The organism is Maricaulis sp. (assembly GCF_034670125.1).
Lineage (GTDB): Bacteria > Pseudomonadota > Alphaproteobacteria > Caulobacterales > Maricaulaceae > Maricaulis.
In genome coordinates this window covers 270,672-295,032 of record NZ_JAXMOC010000003.1, presented here as the reverse complement: position 1 = coordinate 295,032, position 24,361 = coordinate 270,672, and the positions used below count along the sequence as shown (strand labels likewise).

The window sequence follows — 24,361 nt, the reverse complement described above, 5'->3', positions numbered from 1 at the left end:
TTGCGTCTCGTGGCCTTGAGGCAAAACCTTTCGGCACGCGGCGTCCTCGCCCGTGTCGGCGAAACGTTGCGCCAATGAGCGAAATGATCGGCGGCCTGTACGGTCGGGTCGGGGAGGCCAGGGTTTGACGATTTTCGTTACAGGAGCGGCCGGCTTCATCGGGTTTCATGCGGCGAAAGCGCAGCTTGAAGCCGGCGAAGACGTCGTCGGTATCGACAATCTCAATCCCTACTACGACCCGGCGCTGAAGCAGGCGCGGCTCGACGTGTTGGCACGATACCCGGGATTCCGGTTCGAGCCGTTGGATCTGGCCGATCACGAAGGTGTCGCCCGTTTGGTGGCCGATGTGCGACCGCAGCGCCTGCTGCATCTGGCCGCCCAGGCAGGGGTGAGATACTCGCTCGAGGCGCCTTTCGCCTATGCCCGCTCCAATTTGCTCGGTCACCTGTCGGTGCTCGAGGCCGCGCGTGCTCTGGGCGACCGGCTCGATCATCTGGTCTACGCCTCTTCGAGCTCGGTTTATGGCGAGCGGTCTGCGGTTCCGTTCAAGGAAAGCGATGCCGCAGAGACGCCGGCCTCGCTCTATGCCGCGACCAAACGATCAGACGAGCTGATGTCGGCCTCCTATTGCAGTCTCTACGGAATTCCGGCCACGGGACTGCGTTTCTTCACGGTTTACGGGCCCTGGGGTCGACCCGACATGGCCTATTGGCTGTTCGCTGATGCCATGTTGTCGGGGCGGCCCATCAAGGTCTTCAACAACGGTGATATGGAGCGCGACTTCACCTATATCGACGATATCGTCGAGGCGTTGGGCCGCATCCTGGTTGATTCCCCCGAACGTGGTCGCCACGCGGTCTACAATATCGGCGGGTCATCGCCGGTGCGGCTGATGGACATGATCAAGACGCTTGAGACCGAATTGGGTGTCGCGGCCCGGAAAGAGATGCTGCCGATGCAGCCCGGTGACGTCACGCGCACCTATGCGGATACCAGCCGGTTGGAAGCAGATTATGGCTACAGGCCGTCTGTCGATCTGGCGACTGGACTGGCGACATTCGCGGATTGGTTCAGGGACTGGACGGCGTCCCGGCCCAACCTTCCGCCCACTGACTGACCGCCTGCTCCACACCCGCGCGCCAGTGGGGCAGGGTGTGTTGGAAATGTGTCTCGAACAGCTTGCAATCAAGGCTCGAATTTGCCGGTCGTTGCGCGGGTGATGGCCAGTCCGCGGATGGGATGGGTATGACGCGGGGGCAGTCAGTCGTGTGGTGGCTGGCGGCCCTGTAAATATGCGCCGCGAAGTCGGATCGACTGACAGGACCTGGACTGCACAGGTGGAACAGGCCGCCCTGCGCCGACCCCGCTGCCAGGCATCCTGCCGCCTGCAAGAGCCCTGATGCCAGTGTATCGGCGTGAGTTGGATTGCCGATCTGGTCAGCCACGACGCGCACCTCCTCGCGAACCCCGATCTGCCGCAGCATCGTGGTCACGAAATTGTTGTGTGTGCCATTGAACACCCAGGCGGTTCGGAACACGGCGTGACGGTGTGAGGCCGACAGTACCGCGGTTTCGCCATCCAGCTTGCTTCGGCCATAGGCATTCAGGGGGCGTGCCTCGTCGGTTTCGCGATAGGCACCGCCGGACCGACCCGGAAACACATAATCGGTGGACACGTGCAGGAGCGGGATGTCGCGCGCGGCGCAGGCCTGGGCAAGCCTCGCCGGGGCAAGGGCGTTGATTGCCTGTGCCGGCCTGTCATCGTTCTCTGCCCCATCAACATCATTGCAGGCGACCGCGTTGATGATGGCGTCGACGCCCTCGCGTCCGGCTATGGCCCCGACAAGCTGGTCGGGCGCTGTGAAATCCGCCTCGCTTCGGTCGAGGCATTCGGCACGCCACCCGGCAGGCTCTGCCAGCCTGGCCAGGGACGTCGCCAGCTGCCCGCTGCGGCCCAGGACCAGAAGCCGGCGTGTCACTGCGGCGCGGCCGACGGGCCGGCGCCGAGCCGTTCCTGGTCGTAGCGATTGTCCAGTATGCCCTGCCACCAGCTCTCATGGTCGAGATACCACTTCACCGTGTTTCTCAATCCGGTCCGGGGATCGGTTCGAGGTCGCCAGCCGAGTTCGCGGTCGATTTTCCCGGCATCGATCGCGTAGCGATGATCATGCCCCGGTCGGTCGTCCACGAAAGTGATGAGGTCGGAATAGGACTGTGTCGTCGGTCGGGCTTCGTCCAGCAGGGTGCAGAGCTGACGGACCAGATCGATATTCCGCATTTCGGCATCACCGCCAATATTGTAGATCTCGCCACAACGACCGGACTCGAGAACCCGCAGCAAGGCGTCGGCATGGTCATCGACGTAAAGCCAGTCCCGGACATTGGTGCCAGACCCGTACACCGGGATGGGTCGGCCGCGGATCGCCGACAGGATGACCATGGGCACCAGCTTTTCAGGGAATTGGCAGGGTCCGTAATTGTTTGAGCAATTCGTGATCAGGACGGGCAGGCCATAGGTCTTGCCCCAGGACCGCACCAGCATGTCGGCAGCAGCCTTGGACGCCGCGTAGGGCGAGTTTGGCTGGTAGGGCGATGTCTCCGAGAACAGGCCGGTTTCACCCAGCGAGCCATAGACCTCATCTGTCGAGACATGGAGGAACCGAAATTCGTCGCGGTCGTCGGCAGGAAGGCGGTCGCGAAATGCACGCGCTGCCTGCAACAGGTTCGCGGTTCCATTGACATTGGTTTCCACAAACACCGATGGCGCGTCGATGGACCGGTCCACATGGGTCTCCGCAGCCAGATGCAGGATGGCGTCCGGCCTGGCGGCATCGACGGCGGCCTGGGTTGCGTCGAGGTTGCGCAAATCGGCCCGGATGAAGTGGTAGCGTCGATCGGACTCGACGCTGGCCAGGTTTGCCGGGTTGGCGGCGTAGGTCAGGGCGTCGAGATTGGTCACTTCGTGCCCGCGCGAGATCGCCATCCGGACCACGGCCGATCCGATAAAGCCGCACCCTCCTGTCACAAGCAGTTTCATGAGCGGGTTTCCTGACCAGTGCTGGCGGCGTCTGCAGCGAAGGTATCTCCGACCGAAGTCCACGGCGCGGCGGCGGAATCCTTGCCCGACAGCGTCACCTTCGAGGGTGCGACCGGCCAATTGATTCCCAGGTCCGGATCATTCCACATAATGCTGAAATCGAGCGCGGGCGCGTAGGGGTTGTCGACGGTGTATAGGACCGTCGTGTCCGGCTCCAGTGTCATGAAACCATGCAGGAACCCGCGCGGTACAAACACGCCCGCCGATGTCCCGGCCTCCAGCGTCACGGCGCAATGACGACCAAAGCTGGACGAGTGCGGACGGGCATCAACAAGCACATCGAAAATTCGACCGGCCACGACATTCACCAGCTTGGCCTGAGCGGCGGGCGGCGCCTGATAATGAAGACCGCGAACCGTGCCGGCCTCTCTTGAAACCGAAATGTTCTGCTGAAGGAAAGCGGTCTGCATGCCGAGCGACGCAAACAGGTCGTGATTGGCGAGGACGGCAAAGCTGCCGCGACCGTCGGCAAACCGCGGTTGTTGAACGCGGGCAGCGCCCTGAAGATCCAGCGGCGTTATGTCGAAAGCGGAGACGGACATCAAGAGTGTGTCGCCTTTCTGGAGGCTGTGTTCAAGGCGATTGAGTCACCTGCCGGCGTTTGCGATATTGGCCAGATAGCGGCCGTAATCGCTGGCGCCGAGCATGGCGACCGCCTCGTCCAGCGTGTCCCGTGAAATCCAGCCCTGGCGGAAGCCGATTTCCTCGAGGCACGCGATGTGGAGACCCTGGCGACGCTGGAGTGACCGGACAAATTCCGACGATTCAAGCAAGGCTTCCGGCGTCCCGGTATCCATCCATGCGACGCCGCGCCCGAGTGGTGTCACCTTCAGGATGCCCTCATCCAGATAGGTCCGGTTGAGATCGGTGATTTCCAGTTCGCCCCGGTCGGACGGAGCCAGGGAGCGGGCCCGCTCGACAACCGAATTATCATAGATGTAGAGGCCGGTGATCGCGAGGTTCGAGGTCGGGTTGGACGGCTTTTCCTCGATCTTGATGGCGCGACCGTCGGCATCGATCGTGGCGACCCCATAGCGGCTCGGATCGTTCACGCTGCACGAGAACACTGTCGCCCCTGAAATGGGCGCGGCAATCGACTCGCGGACCAGCCCTGACAGCCCGTGCCCGTAAAAGAGATTGTCGCCCAGGATGAGGGTAACCGGTTGGTCTCCGATGAAGTCCGCGCAGAGAATGAAAGCCTCGGAAATACCGCGCGGTTGGTCCTGGGTCACATAGTTGAGGGTCACGCCGAACCGGGCACCATCGCCCAGCAAGGCGATGAATGCTTCCCGGTCACGCGGCGTGGTGATGATTTCAATCTCCCGGATCCCGGCCAGCATGAGGACGGAAAGCGGATAGTAAATCATCGGCTTGTCAAATACGGGGAGGAGCTGCTTCGACGTGGACCGGGTCAGGGGACCCAGGCGTGAACCGCTTCCGCCGGCGAGTATGATGCCTTTCACGCGGGGTGCTCCTTCCGTTTCCGTACGAGGGTGGACCCCGGCTTTACCCGATCAGATCTTTTGGTCAAACTCGCCAATCTCCGGGAAACCGCTCAGCATTTCGGCGATCTCACCGAAAATCGCCTTCACATCGTCTGATGAATCGGGGCTCTCGACGACCACAACCAGGTTGGGCGTATTGGAGCTCGCCCGCACAAGTCCCCAGGCGCCTCCCTCGAGCGTGAAGCGAACACCGTTGATGGTATTGACGTCGATGATGGGGCGACCCGAGATGGTTGTGCCCTTGGCCTTGAGTTGTTCAACTTTCGCGACGATCTGCCCGACAACCGCGTATTTGTCCTCATCGGCGCAGGCCGGTGACATGGTTGGAGACCCGTAACTCGTCGGCAGGGCCCGGCGCAGGTCGGCCATTGTCCTGTCCGGATTGCGTTCGAGCATCTGCAGCACGGCGCGCGCGGCGACGAGGCCGTCATCATAGCCGCGGCCGATCGGCGGCTGCAGGAAGAAGTGTCCGGACTTTTCAAAGCCGGCCAAGGCTCCCAACTCTTTCGAGCGGCGTTTGATGTAGGAATGCCCGGTCTTGTAATAATCGGTCTTGCAGCCATGTTCGGCCAGAACCGGGTCGATCGCGAACAGGCCCGTGGATTTCACGTCGACGACAAAGCTCGCTCCGGGATGAAGCGGCGCCAGATCACGGGCCAGCATCAGGCCGATCTTGTCGGCGAAAATTTCTTCGCCTTCATTGTCGATTACACCGCAGCGGTCACCATCGCCGTCAAAGCCGAGGCCGACATCCGCGCCATGTTCGAGCACTGCGTCGCGCATGGCGTGCAGCATCTTCATGTCTTCAGGGTTGGGATTATAGCGCGGGAAGCTGTGGTCGAGCTCACAATCCATCTCGATGACTTCAACGCCCATGGCCTTGAGTGCCTGCGGGGCAAAAGCTCCGGCCGTGCCATTGCCACAGGCGGCGACGACCTTGAGGGGGCGGTTGATGGCGACATCCGCCGCGACGTCATCCAAATAGCGTTCGGCAATGCCGGCCTGGCGGACATAGCCGCCACCGGAGCGGGTTTTCGCCGAGCCGGACAGAACGATTTCCTTGAGTCGGCTCATTTCGTCCGGGCCGAAGGTCAACGGGCGGTTGGCGCCCATCTTGACGCCGGTCCAGCCATTCGAGTTGTGACTTGCCGTGACCATCGCGACGCAGGGAATGTCGAGATCGAACTGTGCGTAGTAGGCGGTGGGCGAGAGCGCCAGACCGATGTCATGCACTTCGATGCCAGCGGACATCAGTCCCACTTCGAGCGCCTGCTTCACGCTCAGCGAATAACTGCGGAAGTCGTGGCCGACGACAATCTTTGGTGCCACACCCAGTTCGTGGATCAGCGTGCCCAACCCGGCTCCCAGCGCCTGCACGCCGTAAAGATTGAGATCCGGGGCCTTGTCGGAACCGGGGTGACCGAACCACCAGCGCGCATCGTATTCGCGAAAGCCGGTCGGCTTGATCAGGGCCTCGGTCTCGAACTCCCAGGAATTGGGCTTCAGGCTGGCATGGGGCTTGGTCGTCATGGGAACACCGCTTCTCGTTTGACAGGCCGGGTGGATCTCGCGACGCGCATGGCCCGTCGGGCGGCACCCGGCGGGCTGGTCGTCAGCCGTTGGGCCGTCCGACACTGGTATAGGCGAAGCCGGCATTGGTGGCTTCTTCCAGCGTATAGATATTGCGCAGGTCGACGAGGACCGGCGCTTTCATTGTTGCTTTCAGGCGCTGCAGGTCGAGCGCCCGGAATTCGTTCCATTCGGTGATGATCACCAGCACATCGGCGCCCTCGGCACAGAAATAGGGGCCGGATACGAATTCGACATTGTCGAGCAGTTTTTCCGCTTCCACCGTCCCGGCCGGGTCAAACGCACGAACGGTGGCCCCGGCTTTCTGGAGCGCCGGGATGATTTCCAGGCTCGGGGCGTCGCGCATGTCGTCGGTATTCGGCTTGAAGGTGACACCCAATACGGCGACCGTCTTGCCTTTGACGTCGCCGTCACAGGCGGCGATGACCTTGTCTGCCATGGCCCGCTTGCGCGCGTCATTGACCTCGACCACGGTCTCGATCAGACGCAGCGGCGCATCGTTTTCCTGGGCGGTCCGGGTCAGGGCCAGCGTATCTTTCGGGAAACAGGACCCGCCATAGCCGGGACCGGCATGCAGGAATTTGCCACCGATACGCTGGTCGAGGCCGACACCCTTGGCCACTTCCTGGACATTCGCGCCAACCTTTTCGCACAGGTCGGCGATCTCGTTGATGAAGGTGATCTTCATCGCCAGGAAGGCGTTGGCCGCGTACTTGATCAGCTCGGACGTCCGACGCGAGGTAAACACGATTGGTGTCTCGTTGAGGAAGAGCGGGCGGTAAAGCTCGTTCATCGCCGCGCGGGCCCGGTCATCATCGGTCCCGACGACGACACGGTCTGGCCGCTTGAAATCGTCGATCGCTGCGCCTTCGCGCAGGAATTCCGGGTTCGAGACGACAGAGAAATCGGCGTCCGGCCGCGTTTCGCGAATGATGCGTTCGACTTCATCGCCGGTTCCGACCGGAACGGTCGACTTGGTCACGACCACCGTGTAGCCGTCCATGACGCCAGCAATTTCCTTTGCCGCCGCATAGACATAGCTGAGATCCGCAAAGCCGTCGCCGCGCCGCGACGGCGTGCCGACCGCAATAAAGACGGCGTCTGCCGACTTTACGGCCTCGGCCAGGTCCTGGGTGAAGGAGAGGCGGCCCTCGCGCGCGTTGCGGGTGACCAGCATGTCCAGACCGGGCTCATAGATCGGAATGCCGCCGGAATTGAGGGTCTCGACCTTGCTGGCGTCCTTGTCGACACAGATCACTTCGTGTCCGAAGTCAGCAAAACAGGCTCCTGAAACCAGGCCCACATAACCGGTGCCGATCATTGCAACGCGCATGCTAAACTCTCCAAGGCTGACGTGTGGTATCGCCGAGCGGGCGCTGTGGCGCAAGGTATGTTTCTGTGCCTGGCAATCAGCGGGCCGTTATGGCTTTGGCCCGGGCCGGTGTCGCCGGGTCACTCCGGCGGGCGGGTGAATTCAGCCAGTATCCGGGCGGCGTCACCGCCCAGTTGCTCGTGTTGGAGGGCATAGGCGATGGTCGCCCGCAAATATCCCAGCTTGCTGCCGCAGTCATAGGACTGTCCGTCATACTCCACGGCATGGAAGTCTTCGCTGGCCATCTGTCGCGCCATGGCGTCGGTGAGCTGGATTTCGCCCCCCGCCCCCGAAGCCTGGTCGGCGAGGTAACCGAATACCGACGCTTGCAGGATGTAGCGGCCGGTGATTGCCAGGTTTGACGGCGCCGCGCCGACAGCCGGTTTTTCGACCATGCCATTCATCAAAATGCGGTTTCCGTTGCGGCTGGATGGCGAAATGACGCCATACTTGTCCACCTCTGAGGGCGGGACCTGCTCGACAGCAATGATATTGCCGCCGGTCTCGGCATAGACGTCCACCATTTGCGACAGGCATCCGGACTTTGCCTGGACAAGAACATCGGGCAACAGGACCGCGAAGGGTTCGTCGCCGACAATGTCGCGGGCACACCAGATCGCATGTCCCAGGCCAAGTGGGGCCTGTTGCCGGACAAAGCTCATCGAGCCCGGGGTCGGGCGCGATGACTCGAGGGCCTCGAGGATATCGGTCTTGCCCTTTTCGCGGAGCGTGATTTCAAGCTCATAGGCCGTGTCGAAATAGTCTTCGATGGCCCCCTTGTTCCGTCCGGTGACGAACACAACATGCTCGATCCCGGCAGCAAAGGCTTCGTCGACCACGTACTGAATGGCTGGGCGGTCAAAAACCGGCAGCATCTCCTTGGGCATGGCCTTGGTTGCGGGAAGGACACGGGTGCCCAGACCCGCGACGGGCAGAACGGCTTTCCTGATCTTGCGCATGGGACCTCAAAATTGCCTGAGAAGCACGACTAGACCAATCTACAGTCAGGGTCCATTCCGCGGCTGCCGGTGGCGATGCCGCCCGGTCAGACACCCACCTTGACCGAGGCGCTCTGCAGGGCGTGGACGACTTCGTCGGCCGCCTTCCCGATCGTGTCCGGGCATTCGCCCTCGACCAGGACCCGGACGAGGGGTTCCGTGCCGGATGGCCGGACCAGCAATCTGCCGGACGCGCCGAGGCGTTCGGTCACGTCCCGGATCACCGCCTGCACCGCAGTTTGCTCGAGCGGGCTGCGACCGGTGAATGCGATGTTCTTCTTGATTTGCGGAGCCGGCTCAAACAGGCGGCACAACTCGCTGACCGGCCGTTGTTGCTGGACGCAGGCCGCCAGGATCTGCAGCGCGGCAATCAACCCGTCGCCGGTCGTGGCGTAGTCCGTCAGGACAATATGGCCCGACTGTTCGCCACCGAGCGTATACCCGTCCTGTCGCATGCGCTCGACCACATAGCGGTCGCCGACCCCGGTCCGGAGCAGCTTCATGCCCTCGGCTTCGAAATAGCGGTCCATCGCGAAATTGGACATCACGGTCGTGACCGCTCCACCGCCCATGAGCGTTCCCGCCTTCATGCGGTCCGTGGCGATCCGGGCCATGATCTGGTCGCCATCGACAACGGTGCCGTTCTCGTCGCAGACAATCAGGCGATCGGCGTCACCATCAAGGGCAATGCCGATGTCGGCACCGGTCTCGACCACGCGGCGGGCCATGGCTTCCGGACGGGTAGAGCCGCAATCGTGATTGATGTTCTCGCCATTCGGTGTGATGCCGATGGAGTCGACTTCGGCGCCCAGCTCCCACAAGGCCTGGGGGGCGACTCGATATCCGGCACCATTGGCGCAATCGAGGACGATCTTGACACCCGCCAGGGTCAGCTCACGGGGAAATGACGCTTTCGCAGCCTCGACATACCGACCCTTGGCGTCCTGATAGACGGCGACCTGGCCGATATCCACGGGCGCTGCCGACAGGTGGTTTTCCGGATTGCCCATCAGATCTTCGATTTCAAGCTCGGCCTCGTCCGCCAGCTTGAATCCATCGGGGCCGAACAGTTTGATGCCGTTGTCGGTATAGGCGTTGTGTGACGCCGTGATCATGACGCCCAGATCCGCGCGCAAGGCCCGGGTCAGCATGCCGATCGCGGGGGTCGGCAGGGGGCCGACGCTTCTGACATCCATGCCGGCTGACGTGAAACCGGCGATCAGGGCGTATTCCAGCATGTAGCCGGAGAGGCGGGTGTCCTTGCCGACGACGACCATGTGGCGGTGATTACCGTTGCGGAAATAGGCGCCAGCGGCCTTGCCAAGCAGAAGCGCGACTTCCGGTGTCATCGGAAAGGAATTCGCGCGTCCTCGGACGCCATCGGTACCAAAATACTTCTTCATCGGCTTTTCTTTTCAAAACACGAATTCGGGACGGGCGATCGACCGGTATTCGCAGCCGATGCGCGCCCAAGAAACTTGCTGTGTCAATGTGGAAAGGGTCTTTACAACGCAGGTTCAACCACGTCTACAACTGAGTGTTACAAGGTGCGCGCGGGGCTTGATAAAATGTGTGGTATTCTGGGTATTGCAGGGTCGACGACGACGTCGGACCGCTTGGTCCAAGGGCTTCGGCGCCTCGAGTATCGCGGGTATGATTCGGCAGGCGTCGCCGTCCTCGCAGAGAGCGGCCTGCAGCGCCGCCGGGCGGGCGGCAAGATCGCAAATCTGGAAGCGGTGCTGCGTGAAGACCCGTGCGATGGTCCCCTCGGCATCGCGCATACGCGCTGGGCAACGCATGGCAAACCCGGTGAGCGGAATGCCCACCCGCATGTCCGCAGCACGGTCGCGATCGTCCACAACGGGATTATCGAGAATTTTCGGGAGCTGCGCGAGGAGCTGGAGGCCAAGGGCCACATCTTCGCCAGTGAAACGGACTCCGAGGTGATTGCCCATGTCATCGCCAGTTACCGTGAGGCCGGCCATTCGATGCGCGACGCCTTTCATTCGGCGATCAAGCGCTTGCGGGGCGCCTATGCGGTCGCGGCGATCTGCCGTGACGATCCCGACCGGCTTTATGGCGCACGCCGAGGCAGCCCGCTTGTGGTTGGCCTGGCGGACGGTGAAAACTATCTGGGCTCGGATGCCATCGCCCTGGCCGATTGGACCCGTCGGGTCATTTACCTGGACGAAGACGATTGGTGTGAACTGACGCCGCGGTCTGTTGCGGTCTTTGATTTTGACGGTCAGCAGGTTGAGCGACCCGAGCAGGTGTCGAACGCCACGCCGGGATTCGCGGACAAGGGCGAGTTCCGGCACTTCATGGACAAGGAAATCCATGAGCAGCCGGAAGCGGTCAGCCGGACCCTGTCCAATTATATCGACGCGGTGAACCGGCGCTTTTCCTGTGAGATGGGAGCGTTCTGGGATACCTCCGGCCGCCTGATCGGTTCGGCCTGCGGAACCGCTTACTATGCGGCTGCGACCGCCAAATACTGGTTTGAGCGCTATGCCCGAATTCCCGTGGAAATCGATATTGCGTCGGAGTTCCGTTACCGGTCTCCGGTGATGTCACCGGGTGACCGGGCGATTTTCGTCTCCCAATCCGGCGAAACCGCCGACACGCTGGCGGCGCTGCGGTATTGCAACGAGCGAAGTGTGCAGACCGCAGCCGTTGTGAATGTCCCGGAGTCCTCGATCGCCCGTGACTGTGGCCTGCCCCTCTACACCCATGCCGGCACCGAGATCGGGGTTGCGTCGACCAAAGCTTTCACGGCCCAGCTCTCGGCGCTTGCCTGCATCGCCGGCGTGGCCGCCCGCGCGCGCGGGCAACTGACCGATGAAGCCGAGGCCGAACTCGTGGAGGCGTTGCTTCAGACACCCCGCCACATCAATGAAGTGATGGATCTGGAAAGCCAGATCGAGACCATTGCCCTGTCGCTGGCCAAGGCCAGGGACGTCTTGTATCTCGGGCGCGGAGTCTTCTATCCACTGGCCATGGAAGGTGCGCTGAAACTCAAGGAAATCAGCTATATCCATGCCGAGGGTTATGCCGCTGGCGAATTGAAGCATGGGCCGATCGCGCTGATCGAGGAAGGCACGCCAGTCATCGTCATCGCGCCGTTTGACGAGCTGTTTGAAAAAACGATCTCAAACCTTCAGGAAGTGGTTGCCCGTGGCGCGCAGGTCATTCTGATCACCGATACCAAAGGTGCGAAACTGGCGGGCGACGACGCGACCCACATGCTGGTGATGCCGGAGTGCCATCCGATCATCCAGCCGATTGTTGCCGCCGTCCCGATCCAGCAGCTCGCCTACCATACCGCCGTCCTGAAGGGGACAGATGTGGATCAGCCGAGAAACCTGGCCAAATCCGTTACCGTCGAATAGCGCCGCCGACGCCGGGCCGCACAGCAACGGTCAGGCGCGGGTCGCCAGGAATTGGAGAGCCTTCGCCACGGCCTCCGTGGGCGTTGCCGGCTTTGTCATGTCGGTATCCCCGACCGCCTTGGTCACCGCTCCGATCCGTCTGACATCCTGGTCCTCGGTGCTGTCATCAACGTGGCGGCGCCAGGAGCCGGGGCCGACGGGCAGGATGGGCCGACCGGCCGCGCGATATTCGGTCAGTTTGCCCGGTGGCGCATCCGACGCTTTCGCGGCAGCGACCATCAGGGCATCGGCCCCGGCCTGCAACTGCATGGACTCATCCAATGGAACCGTTCCGTGCAAAATCACGCGGGACCGCGCCGGGCTGGAATGGATCCGGGCCACTTCGTCATCGCGCAAGCGCCCCACCAGATGAAGGCGCAGTTTCGGGTTGATCTCGGTCGCCTGCTCGAACGGCGCCATGAGCTGGTCGATCGACACATCGGGATCCGAAAGCTTGAAGCTGCCGGTGTGAACCAGATTGATGGTCGCTTCGTCGAAGGGGTGGGGAGTTTCCGTATTCTCCGTGAAATGTGGCACCACACACTGGGCGGCTTGCGGCGCATAGCTGGCCAGCTCCCCGGCGATCGCCTCGTTGACGGCAAGGACCGCGTCGCATTTTCGCAGGATATGGCGCGCCAGCACGGGCTCCAGGGTGCGTCGGAGCAATTGCCGGCGCTCAGCGCGAAACGGTCTGAGCATCCACTGGTCTCTGGCATCGACCACCCATCGGGCGGACGGCCAGGTCCGCTTGAGGGCGTGGCCGACCGCGTGAACGGATTCAGGGGGGCTGGTTGTGAATATCCAGTCCGGCACAAACGGGCAGGCCCGTCGGGCGGCCTCCATGGCCTTGCGCGCCCACCGGATGTCCGGATCGGGCCAAAGCAGCAAGTCCCGCAAATGGTCCTTCAGGCCCGGACGGGCGGGAGGCCGCGTGGACGGGTCCACATTGGGGTGATGGACGGCGATGCCGTCAATATCGTCGGGCAATTCCGGAGCGACGACAAATGTCCGCGCGCCATTTGCCTGCAGCCCCCTGACCCACATGAGCGGGCGCCGCGCGCCACCTGAAACCGACGGCGGGAAATGCCGGGCAATGACCAGAAAAGAAAGCTCCGGCTTGCCCGGCATCCAATACCCCGTCTTGATCAGGCCTTGATGATCTTGTCGCCGTATTCGCCCTGCAGCATGGCTGTCGCATTGCGGGTGTCGATCACAAAGGGCACGGCCTTGAGAACCATCGCATAGTCTACGCGGTCATGATCTGTGGCGACAATTGCGGCGTCATACTTGGACAGGCTGTCGCTGTCCCATGCCGTCGAGGTGCGACCTTCGTACTGGGGATGGTCGGGGTCAAAGGGAACGACCGGGATATAAGGATCGTAATAGTCCACCTTCGCGCCACGCTCTTCCAGGATTTCGAGCAGGTTCAGGGACGGGCTTTCCCGCATGTCATCGACGTTTTTCTTGTAGGCCAGGCCGACCAGCAGGATGCGGGATCCCTTGATGGCCTTCTCCAGGCGGGTCGACAATTCTTCCGCCAGCTTGTTGATGACGTATTCCGGCATCTTCGAGTTGATCTCGCCGGACAGCTCGATGTACCGCGTCGGCAGGCCGTATTCCCGAGCCTTCCACGACAGGTAGAACGGATCGATCGGGATGCAGTGGCCGCCCAGTCCCGGGCCCGGATAGAAGGCATGGAAGCCGAACGGTTTCGTTGCGGCGGCGTTGATCACTTCCCAGACATCAATGCCCATCGCCTCGTAAACCATCTTCAATTCGTTCACGAGGCCGATATTGACGGCGCGGTAGATATTCTCCGTGAGCTTGACGGCTTCGGCGGTCCGCAAATCCCGGACCGGCACGACCTGCGGTACAATCGTCTTGTAAACCGCGACAGCCATGCGCTTTTCTGCGTCGGTATCCGCGCCCACGACTTTCGGGATTGTGGACGTTTCAAACTGTGGATTGCCCGGGTCTTCGCGCTCTGGCGAATAGGCGATGCCGAAATCACGACCGGCGACCAGACCGCTGAGCTTTTCCAGGATCGGTTTCATCACCTCGTCTGACGTGCCCGGATAGGTCGTCGATTCAAGGATCACGATCTGCCCGCGCCGCAAGCGTTTGGCGATCGCCTCGGTCGACTTGATGACATAGTCGAGGTCGGGATCGCGGTGCGCATTGAGGGGCGTCGGGACGGCAATCAGCAAGGCGTCCGGCTCTGCCAGGCGATCAAAGTCGGTGGTCGCTTCAAAACGACCTGTTTCGACCATGCCGCCGACCGAGTCGTCGCTGATGTGCTTGATATAGGACTTGCCGGCGTTCAGTTTCTCGACCTTGAACTCGGACACATCAAAGCCGATGACCCGTGTGTTCTGTCGGCAGAAAGCCTGGGCGAGAGGCAGACCGACATAACCCAGGCCGATGACCCCGATGATCAGGTCTCGCGACTCGGCCCGACGTTCAAAGTCCGGCGTCAGGGTGTCGAGGGTTTCGAATTCAGCTGTGATGGGCGCGTTCATGGGGCCGTCCTTTTATCCGTTGAAGCCGCGAACGGCTTCGATGACGCGATCCTGAGTGGCCTCGTCCAAGTAGGGGTGCATGGGCAGGGAAATGACCCGGCCCGCTTTTTCGTCTGATACCGGCAATCCGCCAGGACCGGTCGGATAGACCGAATAAACGTCCTGCTGGTGGATCGGAATGGGGTAGTAGACGGCCGACGGTACGCCCTGGCTCTTGAGGTGAGCGGCAAGGCCGTCGCGGTTGTCATGTTCGATCGTGTACTGGGCCCAGACCGAGACGCCGCCATCGATCATGGCCGGCACGCTGGCCGCATGGTCCGCCAGATGCGCGTTGTAGCGGGCCGCGACGCGGTTGCGGGCTTCGATTTCGTCGGCGAAGATCGCCAGCTTCTCGATCAGGATCGCGGCCTGGATGGTGTCGAGGCGCGAGTTCATGCCGATCCGCATATTGAGATACTTGGTGTCGTGGTCGAAGGTCCGGCCCTGAATGTCCGAGGGAACCGCCTTGCCGTGCACGCGCAGGGAATCGAGGCGTTCAGCCAGGGCAGCGTCATTGGTGAGAACCGCACCGCCGTCCCCGTAACATCCAAGCGGCTTGGCCGGGAAAAAGCTGGTGGTCGCGACGTCAGCCCACTTGATCGGGTGGTTGCCATTCAGGGTGCAGCCGAACCCCTGGGCGCTGTCGGAAATCAGCTTCAGATCGTGCTTTTTGGCGATCGCCGAGATGCGCGGATAATCCGCCGGCTGACCGAACAGGTCGACCGCGATGATGACACGCGGACGCAGCTTGCCTTCCGCCTTCACGGCTTCAATGGTCGCCTCGAGATGGTCCGGGTCGATATTGTAGGTGTTCGGATCAATGTCGACGAAAACCGGCGATGCACCGAGCCACGGGACCACCTCGGCGGTCGCGGCAAAGGTGAAGGACGGGCAGAACACGGCGTCGCCCGGGCGGATGCCCCAGGCCATCAATGGCAGGGCGAGCGCTTCGGTGCCGTTGGCGCAACCGATCGCATGATCGGCCTGGCCGAATTCAGCCAGCTGGGCTTCGAAGGCCTTGACCTCCGGACCCATGATGTAGCGACCTTCCTCGATGACTTTCGCCACCGCGGCGTTGATCTTGTCTGAAATGCGTGCACGCTGGGCCTGAAGGTCGATGAACTGCATGGTGTGTCCCGTTTCCCTGTGGAGGTTGCGTTTTCTTCCGCAACCGTAAGCGACAATCAATAGCGAATTTGTGACATTGGCGTTTCGTGGCGCTCGTGTGGTGATCCCGCCACGTTCGCGTCAGGCCGATGCCTTCAGCAAAACATCAAGAACCCGCATCGCCTCGTCGGCATCGGTCAGTGCCTTGCCGCCGGCGCAGGCGTCCAGGAAGTGCTGGCACTCGGTCCTGAGTGGCTCATCATCGCCGTAGGGGATCGGCTCCCAGTCGGCCTTGGCGGGTACGGGCGCGGCACCTGACGTGTCGATGGTATGCCGATAGAGGCGAAGCTTTTCGTCCCCGTTGGCGGAATCTTCGAAAACCGCCATTCCGGTCTCGCCGACGACGATGAGGCGGTGTTCCTTGAACGGGTGAAGCCAGCTGGCAAAGACGTGGGCTCGCCCGCCGCCGGGAAAGGTCATGTCGACGCGACACTCATCCTCGACGCCATCGGTCACAAAGCTGCCGCCCGTGCCGGTGACGGAGTCGGGCGCCTTGCCGAACAGGGCCAGCAACATGGAGACGTCGTGCGGTGCGAAGCTCCAGAGGGCATTTTCCTCGGTGCGGAACTTCCCGAGCGAGCATCGATGGCTGTAGGCGTATCGCAACGTCCCAAGTTTCCCGGCACCGACGAAGTCGCGCAAGGCGACAAAGGCGGGGTGGTATTGCAGGAGGTGGCCGACCATGAGTGTCTTGCCAGCGCGCAGCGAGGCCGCTTTCATCGTCTCGGCTTCTTCCAGGGTCAGCGCGATTGGCTTCTCGACGAAGACGTGCTTGCCGGCGTCAAACGCGCGAACGGCCAGGTCGGCATGCAGCTCGGCCGGCGCCGCGATGACGACCGCATCGACGTCCTTGTGTTCAAGCGCCTGGTCGAAGGACAGGGCTGCGGCACCGTACTCATCGGCGAATCGCTGGGCCGTCGGAGCGTGCGGATCGACCACTGCCGCCAATGCGCCCAGTTGGGCGAAGTTCCGGACATGGTTCTTGCCCCAGTGGCCACATCCGACGACGGCAACTTTTACACTCATTCGCTTTGTCCCCTAAAAGAATTCGCGCCCTTATAGGGACCCGCTCCCCGTCCGTAAAGCGAGCAAGCGGCCTCTGCCGTGCGCTGTAAAATCGAAGAAGGCCGACCGGTCTGTCCGGTCGGCCCTCGAGCCGTCTATCTCAGGTCGCGATTGTCCTGCATGTCAAACAGCATTGCGAAGAAGAATGCCTGCATCGACATCGACATCATGAACATCATCAGGATCAGCGAGGCGATCGGCGCGTCGCCGGCCGTGGCCCAGACGAACAGGACCCGCAGCAGGAAAAACAGGCCGATAATCAGCTGCAGCGCACCGGCGGCATAAAACAGCACAAGCGGGTGAAAGTCGCGGACGATGTATTTCTCGTTCATCCGGTGCAGGAAGCCCTTGAGCAGCACACGGGAGATCTTGGTGATGACCTTCGACACCTTGATGCCGCTCTGTTCGCCGACCCCATAGACCGGGCGGATGGGCACGTCCCGGACACGAAGCTTCTCGATGTTGAGCTTTACCAGCAGGTCATTGGGCTGACCGTAGCGCTTGTACATGTCGTCCCAGTCAATGCGCTCGAGCCCTTCACGGTCGATCACCGTATAGCCGGTCTGGCTGTCGGAAATGTGCCAGTAACCGGAGGCCACCTTGGTCAGGAGCGAGAGCACCGAATTGCCGAAATAGCGCACGGGCGGAATGAGGTCCTTGGCGCGCGGGTAGATCAGGCGGTTGCCCTTGGCGTAATTCACCTGCCCGTCGACCATGACGTCGAGCAGCGCCGGCATGTCGTCAGGATCCATCTGTCCGTCGCCGGCCATGACAACCGCATAGTCGACGCCATTGTCACGTGCCCACTTGTAGCCGGATGCGATCGCGCCGCCGACGCCCTGGTTTTCCTCGTGAACAATCAGCACGATCCGGTCATTGTTTTCCATGTAGCCGCGGACCACTTCCGAGGTCTTGTCGGGGCTGCAATCATCAATGATCACGATGTGGTCGACATAGTCGGGCATGGTGTCGATCACCATCCCGATCTGCGTTTCTTCTTTGTAGCACGGAATGACGGCTGCAAGCGTCTTTGATTTATAGGCCATGAAACTCGATCTGCTCTCGGGCGGAAGTTGGAATGGGTTCAGTGAACGGGTGACGTCCGCTCACGGTATTCGTTGATCTGCTGCGTCGTGATCGTGAAGGGCGCCTCGTCGACCCGGCCGCTGATGTCCAGCAGGCGAAGTGATGCGTCGAGATCGAGCACCTGGATGTCCGACAGTGTGTTGTCTCGTCTAACCAGAAGAGTGTTTCGGACAGCCGTATATTCGAAGTTGATCAGCTGGGGAAGGCACGGCACATCAAAGGTGAAAGCCGTGTCCCGGTCCGCATCGTCCAGCAGGATCGTCCCCAACGGGATGCGCATGGTCCCGTCCTCGATATTCCGGTTCGCATCGGCGGACTCGACCTGGTCGCTCAGTAGCGTCGAGCATCGAACAATGGCCGTGACATTCACGACGCCTGTTCCGGCGAGACGGGTGCGGGCATGAACGGCTGGGCGGATTGTGGATGACAGGCGTGTCGACGTTTCAAGGAAATCCGTGCTGTAGAGCTGCATGGGTGCGGAGAAGGCGGGGCTCCGTACCGAAATCGGCCTTGAATCGTATCGGCGGAACCGGACGGGCGTGAAGTTGTCAGACAGATCCGGATCGTCAGCCACGGTTGTGAAATAGAGCTCCCGCCCAGTCAGCTCGTCACCGGCATGGCTCCAGCCATTGTTGAGAGGGGCGAGGTAGGCATCAGTGAACAGGCTCGACGTTGGCGCCACTTCGGGAAAGTGATTGATCTCCCAATTATACAGGCGCAGATAGCCGCCGTCGCGGATCTGGAAGAAAATGCGATACAGACGATCCTGGTCGCCAAGGGCCGACGGCAGGACCCGTTGGCTGAGATCAGTGAATTGCGCATGTATGGTTCGGCGCTCACCTGAGAACAGCACGCCGTTCCAGAGGACTTGCGGCTCCAGGCTGATCTGGCTGCCAGACCGGTCATAAGCCGTCATCAGGACTTCGAAATACCCGTCACCCTCGATGTCGGCGACCAGCTGCAACGTCCCGCGGCTGGCGTCGAAGTCGCTCTGCTGGATCGCAAACGGAGACACGCCGGGAGCCAGCTCACCGCGTTGCAGTATGTCGACGATGCCCGGTCTGGCCCGGTAGCTGCGATCCCGCCGGGTTTCGACATATCCGCGTTCACGATCGGTCGTGAAAGTTGCGCGTTCTCCGGACAGGATCGCCTGCAGGGTCGCCAAGAGTCCGATCGGACGCATGCTCAGGGCCCAGTTCGACAACAGGTCCGGATCACGCTCGAAATCCTCCCGGATCAGCGTGACACGCTCGAAACTCTCGGGAGCGTCGCGCAGCTCGAACAGGCGATAATCATCCAGTTCGTACAGGAGTTGCACGTAATCCGGATTGCCGAGGAGAGGCTCGAATTGCGAATTCTCAAGTTCCGCGCGCGGATAGCTCGGCAGGGCAAAGTAGCGGATGTTGCGCCGCTGCAATTCTTCGAACAGCGCGGCGGGTGTATCGATTTCGTAGATTTCGGCGATCGACTCGCTGATCGAGTAGATGAAGGGCAGGTCGCCGTAGAAGCTCAGCTCGGCCTGGCGAAAGGCGAGTGTATACTCACCCTCCTCCTGCTCGCGCGAAATCGCTTCGATGAGCTGGATCATCTGCGTGTTCCGAGCCGTCATTTTCTGCGGTTCCGGGTCGAGAATGGTAGAGCCGGTGATCCGGAAGATCCGGAACTCAGACCCGGTCACGACCGCCGCGTTGAACCAACCGGACGCCGACAGTGCGACCAGTATCACCAGGCAGATCCAGTACGACGCATTGAAGCGGACGCGGGACTGAAGCGCGCCGGCCTGCACGACCATCTCGTCAATCGCATCTGCAGCCCGCTCGTTGAGCGAGGCCTTTTGGGCACCGGTCGATGGATGTTCCGTCGCGGATGGCTGCCCCGCAGCGCCAGCCGGCACACGAATGATGCGGTCATCCACGCTCGAAGTCGGTCCGTCAGCGTCGGACGTTCCGGGGGTCTGGGTTGGCTCGGACATCACGAAACGCTCCCGGCGGCATCGGCGCGCTCACTGTCTTGCGGACCCGCGGTGGTGGCGCGGGGCGCAATTGTAAGGCCGCCCGACGATTCTAGCGGCATGGTCAGAAGGCGCGCCGTCACAAGAATGACGAAAGGATGGATCGTCAGGAGATAGCGCGGGTTCTTGATCACCAGGTCCGACCCGGCGGCGATCGTCAGACCGACGAAGGCGAAGTACCCGCCGCACAGAATGACGGCGGCAAAGATCGGGTCGGAATCGCGCCAGAAGCGCTCATTGACCAGTGCCATTGGGGTGCGCAGGCTGGACCGGTATCGCCAGATCGCCCAGAGCAGACCGATCGTGCCAACCCAATAGGACCAGCCGAACAATACCTGTTGGGTCCAGCCGGCGAAAACGCCGCGGAAAACCTTGTCGTAGGTCGTGTAGAGCAGGCGCACCACTTCTCGGTGCTCGTTGACCCGCAGGTGCTCGTAGCTCCAGACGGTCGGTCCGTCTTTCAGAATGCTCCCGAACTCGGCGATGTTGATGCCGATGCGCAGGGCAACGGCCGCGATCGAGATGGTCGCCACAATCACGATGTTGCGCCAGGTCACCTGCCAGCTTGCCCGCGAAATCAGCAGGTAGAGAGGGATCATCAGGGGCAGTGTGATCAGGCCGATCGAATGGGTGAAATGCACGGCGGCTGTGGCAAGTCCCGCGACCACCGCCATGCCGATGCCCGGCACCCGCGCCAGCAACCAGATGGAGGTGAAACAGGCGGACAGGGCGGCGAGTCGCAGAATGTCGATATGCGACTGGGCCGCGAGATGGAAGACATAGGGCGTGGTCACCAGCAACAGGGCCGCAGCAACGCCTGCTGCCGGTCGACGGTAGCCGGCGACGGCCCCCAGAACACAGGCGTTTGCGAACAGCAACCACGGCGTGACCATGCGGATGCACCCGGCCATCTCGGTTGAGCCCTGGACAAAATACCCAAGGATCAAAAAGCCCGGATAACCCAGCGGGTGGGTCCAGGCGGCTTGCAGGCCGCCAGTCAGAGACGGTTCGGTGAACGGGTAGTCCCGGACGCTGGCAAGATCAGCCATGACACGGCTGACATGCGCATATTCGAGCGGGTCGTTCGACCAGAGCGGAATGAACAGCTGATGCACGATGAGGTGACCAAGGGTCGTGGCGACGCCGATCGCGAGGCCGACGCATAGCGTCAGGCGCAATGGTGTTGGGGCCAGGTCACGATAGAGCCCGATCAGCCCGACAAAGGGAACTTTGACGAATGGCCAGATCAGCGCGAGGCCCGGCAGGCCGAAAACGGCAAGCAGAAGCCCAAGATAGACACGCGGATCCATTCCTGGGGCAAAGTAGAGTGCATGGATCAGTGTCCAGCACATCAGGACCGGGCCGATTACGAGGCTCAAGCTCCAGGCCAGGAATGGTGGCAACTCCCGCCCTCCCAGCCGCGAGATGGCGGCGAAGGCAGATGATGAGGAGAGCACGAAGAATCCGAGCAGCACAACGCAGTGGGCAAACAGCAGCACAGCCGCGAATTCGTAATTGCTCGATTCCAATGGATCTACCCCCCAGCCGTTCCGATGTCGGCGTGTTCATAGACCAACAGTCCAAGACTGCCAAGGCTCGTGCTTTGAGTGTCCATTGCTTTGAAAAAAAACGAAAATCGCGCTAGGAACGCGGAATGAGGCTGGGGATGGGGACAGATGCGGCCGACGATATTCGGCAATCTTCAACGGATCGCTCTGGGCGTTGTCGCGGCGGCAATTTTCCTGCATCTGGTTGTAACGTCGATACTTTTGCTCTCCGCGCGGGGGGTGCACAATGATGCTGCGCGGGGGGATATCGCGGTGGCATTCTATGGCGATGCCGGCGAGGCAACCCGTGCCCGTGTTGATGCCGCTGCACACTTGCTGCTGCAAGGTCGTGTCGATGACCTGGCCATGGTTGGCGGGTATCGGCCCGGGACCGGCTATCACGGCGCGATGTGGATGGCAGAACTGGCGACGGAAATCGGAGTGCCGGACGGGCGGGTTGCCGTCGGGGCCGGTTCATTTGACAGCCTGAGCAATATGGAGGCGTTCGCCGGGATTGTCGGTCAGGCGGGCGCGACGCAGCGCGTGGTGCTGGTCAGTGACTGTCTGCACCTGCTGCGGCTCGCATGGATCGCGCGGCGGACCCTGCCAGACCTGGAGGTGCAAACCTATTGTGCGCTTCCCTCCCGGGATCCGCTCCGGACTCTTGTCCGATCGCAGCATGAGTTGATCGCCTGGGCCAGCCTCGTCCTGCCACGGCGATGGCGCGAAGCCTGGCTCGCTCGCATGCGCGACCAGTGACACCGGGGCCTGCGACGGAACGTTTGCCGGACACGGTAGCCGAAGCCGCACAATTATCTTCGCGGCGCTCTCGACAGCTTCAATGGGTTTCATTAAGACGACTCAAGCTCGCGCCACCAATCATGATTTCACGGTGTTGAAGCCTGATCGTCGGGGTTGTGGCGAGTCGAATCTAGCTTTCTGTCAGGGACGTCCACTATGTGCGGTATTTTTGGGGTTTCCATCTGGGGAGACCGGTCAATCACGTCGGCCGAACTTCGCGGGGTGGTCGATGATTTGTTCCGCCTGTCGTCATCTCGTGGCAAGGAAGCATCCGGGCTCGCATTTCATGCTGACGATTCAGTGTTCGTCTACAAGAAGGCGATGAACGCTAATAAGCTGATAAAGTTCAAAGAGTTCAATGAATTCTACGGGCGTGCGTCGGCGGCAAAGTCGCGGCCCGACGGGAGCATCAATGGCCCGGTTTCCGTGATCGGTCACGCCCGGCTTGTGACCAATGGCAATCAGGGCATCAATACCAACAACCTGCCCACGGTCGGCCATCATTCGGTCGCAGTGCACAATGGCATCATCGTCAATGACGAAGCGGTCTGGGCCAAGCACCCGGAGCTCGACCGGCCGAAATCGCAACTCGACTCCACCTTGATCCCCTACCTGTTCGACGCGGCGCGCGAAAAAGGCAGCGACGTGCTCGATGCGTATCGCTCGGTCTATGCAGAACTGGAAGGGCAGGCGGCGACCGTGATGTTGCGCGATGATGCCCAGGGCCTGTTGTGCGGAACCAATTTCGGCTCGCTGTATGCGTTTGATGGTGGCGACGGGATCTTTATCTGTGCCTCCGAAAGCCGTTTTCTCGATGAACTCCGCGAGAAGAACGCCTATGTCCGCAAGGCGTTCGAGGGCGTTCCCCTGAAGCGTTTCAAGCCGTTTGAAGCCTGCTTTGTTGATGCCGAGTCAGAGCCGGTCATCTTCGATCTCAAGGCATCCGAGCCTGTCGTCCAGATTTCGACATCGGCGCAGCGTGCCAGCGCCAAGATCATCGATCAGCACGAGGAAGCCGCCGACCGCCGTCGCAATTTGCGCCGCTGCACCAAGTGCATCCTTCCCGAAACGCTTCCGGGCATCACGTTTGACGAAAATGGCGTCTGCAGCACATGCCGCGACCATGTGCCGTTCAAGGTCAAGGGACTGGATGCCCTGCACGAAGCCGTTGAGCCCTATCGCCGCAAGGATGGCACGCCGGAACTCCTGATGGGCGTGTCGGGCGGCCGGGACAGTTGTTTCGGGCTGCACTATGCCGTCAACGAGCTCGGTCTCAACACCGTTGCCTATACCTATGACTGGGCTTTGGTGACGGATCTGGCCCGGCGCAACACGTCACGCATGACCTATGACATGGGTGTCGAGCATCTGTTGGTCTCGGCGGATATTCAGCAAAAGCGGCGCTACATCCGGGAGAATGTAAACGCCTGGCTGCGCGATCCGAACCTCGGCATCATTCCGTTGTTCATGGCCGGCGACAAGATGTACTTCTATTATTACAACAAGTTGCGCAAAGAGCGGAATATCGATCTTGTGATCACTTGTGGTAATCGCTTCGAGAAAACCGATTTCAAATCCGGCTTCTGTGGCGTTCACAGCAAGGGCTATGGTGAGGGCAAGTCGTGGCGGCCCTACGACATGTCGATCCTCAAGAAGGCTCGTTATATCGGCTATTTCGCCTGGCATATGGGCAAGAACCCGGGTTACTGGAACTCGTCGCTGGTCGATACCGGAACCGGCTTCTGGTCGTCCTACTTCCAGAAACATGACTTCGTCTGGCTCTATGATTACATCGAGTGGAACGAGGACGAAATCAACGACACCCTGAAGAACCGGTATGGCTGGGAGACGGCGTCCGACACGGAGAGCACCTGGCGGGTCGGAGACGGCACGGCAGCCTTCTACAACTACATTTATTACACCGTGGCTGGTTTCTCCGAGATTGATACATTCCGGTCCAACCAGATTCGGGACGGCCAGCTTGATCGCGCAACGGCACTGAAGATGGCCGAAGTCGAGAACGCGCCGCGCTACGAGTCCATCCGGGAGTATGCGCACGTGATCGGGTTTGATTTTGACCGGGCCATGTTCGCCATCAACTCGATCGAAAAACTCTACTAGTTGTTTCTGCCGGAC

The 24,361-nt window shown here is 61.4% G+C and carries 19 protein-coding genes; 4 read left to right on the top strand and 15 right to left on the bottom strand.

Going from position 1 to position 24,361, the window contains the following annotated elements:
• The first annotated feature begins 124 nt into the window (after positions 1–124).
• Complete coding sequence (locus VOI18_RS07625) at positions 125–1,117, top strand: NAD-dependent epimerase/dehydratase family protein (RefSeq protein ID WP_323761804.1); 993 nt, start codon at positions 125–127, stop codon at positions 1,115–1,117.
• Here the strand turns inward: VOI18_RS07625 and rfbD are convergent.
• The 8 genes from rfbD to glmM all read right to left on the bottom strand — a co-directional run bounded on the left by rfbD (position 1,071) and on the right by glmM (position 9,965).
• Positions 1,071–1,979: a dTDP-4-dehydrorhamnose reductase gene (gene rfbD, locus VOI18_RS07620; protein ID WP_323761803.1), complete on the bottom strand. Its 909-nt coding sequence runs from the start codon at positions 1,977–1,979 to the stop codon at positions 1,071–1,073. The two genes, VOI18_RS07625 and rfbD, sit on opposite strands and share 47 nt — an antisense overlap.
• Entirely contained in the window at positions 1,976–3,037 is a 1,062-nt protein-coding gene (gene rfbB / locus VOI18_RS07615) for a dTDP-glucose 4,6-dehydratase (RefSeq protein WP_323761802.1), read from the bottom strand. Before rfbB ends, rfbD begins: the two co-directional genes overlap by 4 nt.
• Positions 3,034–3,639 (bottom strand): dTDP-4-dehydrorhamnose 3,5-epimerase, encoded by a 606-nt coding sequence (rfbC, locus tag VOI18_RS07610; RefSeq protein WP_323761801.1) that lies wholly within the window; start codon positions 3,637–3,639, stop codon positions 3,034–3,036. The genes rfbB and rfbC overlap by 4 nt, the downstream gene beginning before the upstream one ends.
• A 45-nt stretch (positions 3,640–3,684) precedes the next feature.
• A complete protein-coding gene (gene rfbA, locus VOI18_RS07605) occupies positions 3,685–4,560 on the bottom strand; it encodes a glucose-1-phosphate thymidylyltransferase RfbA (protein ID WP_323761800.1) in 876 nt (291 codons plus the stop codon).
• 51 nt (positions 4,561–4,611) lie between these two features.
• A complete protein-coding gene (locus tag VOI18_RS07600) occupies positions 4,612–6,132 on the bottom strand; it encodes a phosphomannomutase/phosphoglucomutase (protein WP_323761799.1) in 1,521 nt (506 codons plus the stop codon).
• A gap of 82 nt (positions 6,133–6,214) precedes the next feature.
• A complete protein-coding gene (locus VOI18_RS07595; RefSeq protein ID WP_323761798.1) occupies positions 6,215–7,525 on the bottom strand; it encodes a UDP-glucose/GDP-mannose dehydrogenase family protein in 1,311 nt (436 codons plus the stop codon).
• A 119-nt stretch (positions 7,526–7,644) separates the two neighbouring features.
• Positions 7,645–8,523 (bottom strand): UTP--glucose-1-phosphate uridylyltransferase GalU, encoded by an 879-nt coding sequence (galU, locus tag VOI18_RS07590; protein WP_323761797.1) that lies wholly within the window; start codon positions 8,521–8,523, stop codon positions 7,645–7,647.
• Positions 8,524–8,609: 86 nt separating this feature from the next.
• Positions 8,610–9,965, bottom strand: a complete 1,356-nt coding sequence (gene glmM, locus VOI18_RS07585) for a phosphoglucosamine mutase (protein ID WP_323761796.1) — start codon at positions 9,963–9,965, stop codon at positions 8,610–8,612.
• Positions 9,966–10,130: 165 nt separating this feature from the next.
• Here glmM and glmS point away from each other — a divergent pair, with 165 nt between their 5' ends.
• A complete protein-coding gene (glmS, locus tag VOI18_RS07580; protein WP_323761795.1) occupies positions 10,131–11,951 on the top strand; it encodes a glutamine--fructose-6-phosphate transaminase (isomerizing) in 1,821 nt (606 codons plus the stop codon).
• A gap of 30 nt (positions 11,952–11,981) precedes the next feature.
• Here the strand turns inward: glmS and VOI18_RS07575 are convergent, their stop codons facing one another.
• The 7 genes from VOI18_RS07575 to VOI18_RS07545 form a co-directional block, all read right to left on the bottom strand.
• Positions 11,982–13,034, bottom strand: a complete 1,053-nt coding sequence (locus VOI18_RS07575; RefSeq protein WP_323761794.1) for a hypothetical protein — start codon at positions 13,032–13,034, stop codon at positions 11,982–11,984.
• A gap of 101 nt (positions 13,035–13,135) precedes the next feature.
• Positions 13,136–14,509, bottom strand: a complete 1,374-nt coding sequence (locus tag VOI18_RS07570) for a nucleotide sugar dehydrogenase (protein WP_323761793.1) — start codon at positions 14,507–14,509, stop codon at positions 13,136–13,138.
• A gap of 12 nt (positions 14,510–14,521) precedes the next feature.
• Positions 14,522–15,676, bottom strand: a complete 1,155-nt coding sequence (locus VOI18_RS07565; RefSeq protein ID WP_323761792.1) for a DegT/DnrJ/EryC1/StrS aminotransferase family protein — start codon at positions 15,674–15,676, stop codon at positions 14,522–14,524.
• Positions 15,677–15,796: 120 nt separating this feature from the next.
• Positions 15,797–16,741: a Gfo/Idh/MocA family oxidoreductase gene (locus tag VOI18_RS07560; RefSeq protein WP_323761791.1), complete on the bottom strand. Its 945-nt coding sequence runs from the start codon at positions 16,739–16,741 to the stop codon at positions 15,797–15,799.
• 134 nt (positions 16,742–16,875) lie between these two features.
• On the bottom strand, positions 16,876–17,826 hold the full coding sequence (locus VOI18_RS07555) for a glycosyltransferase family 2 protein (protein WP_323761790.1): 951 nt from the start codon (positions 17,824–17,826) through the stop codon (positions 16,876–16,878).
• Between the two features lie 38 nt (positions 17,827–17,864).
• Complete coding sequence (locus VOI18_RS07550; RefSeq protein ID WP_323761789.1) at positions 17,865–19,838, bottom strand: hypothetical protein; 1,974 nt, start codon at positions 19,836–19,838, stop codon at positions 17,865–17,867.
• The gene (locus VOI18_RS07545) at positions 19,838–21,406 is read right to left on the bottom strand and encodes a hypothetical protein (protein WP_323761788.1); all 1,569 of its coding nucleotides are present in this window, start codon (positions 21,404–21,406) and stop codon (positions 19,838–19,840) included. Before VOI18_RS07545 ends, VOI18_RS07550 begins: the two co-directional genes overlap by 1 nt.
• A 147-nt stretch (positions 21,407–21,553) precedes the next feature.
• On the opposite strand from VOI18_RS07545, the gene VOI18_RS07540 reads away from it, so the two are divergent.
• Together VOI18_RS07540 and VOI18_RS07535 are read left to right on the top strand one after the other, a co-directional pair.
• On the top strand, positions 21,554–22,183 hold the full coding sequence (locus VOI18_RS07540; RefSeq protein ID WP_323761787.1) for a YdcF family protein: 630 nt from the start codon (positions 21,554–21,556) through the stop codon (positions 22,181–22,183).
• A gap of 363 nt (positions 22,184–22,546) precedes the next feature.
• Positions 22,547–24,346, top strand: coding sequence for a hypothetical protein (locus tag VOI18_RS07535; protein ID WP_323761786.1), 1,800 nt, complete (start codon positions 22,547–22,549; stop codon positions 24,344–24,346).
• Positions 24,347–24,361: the final 15 nt, after the last annotated feature.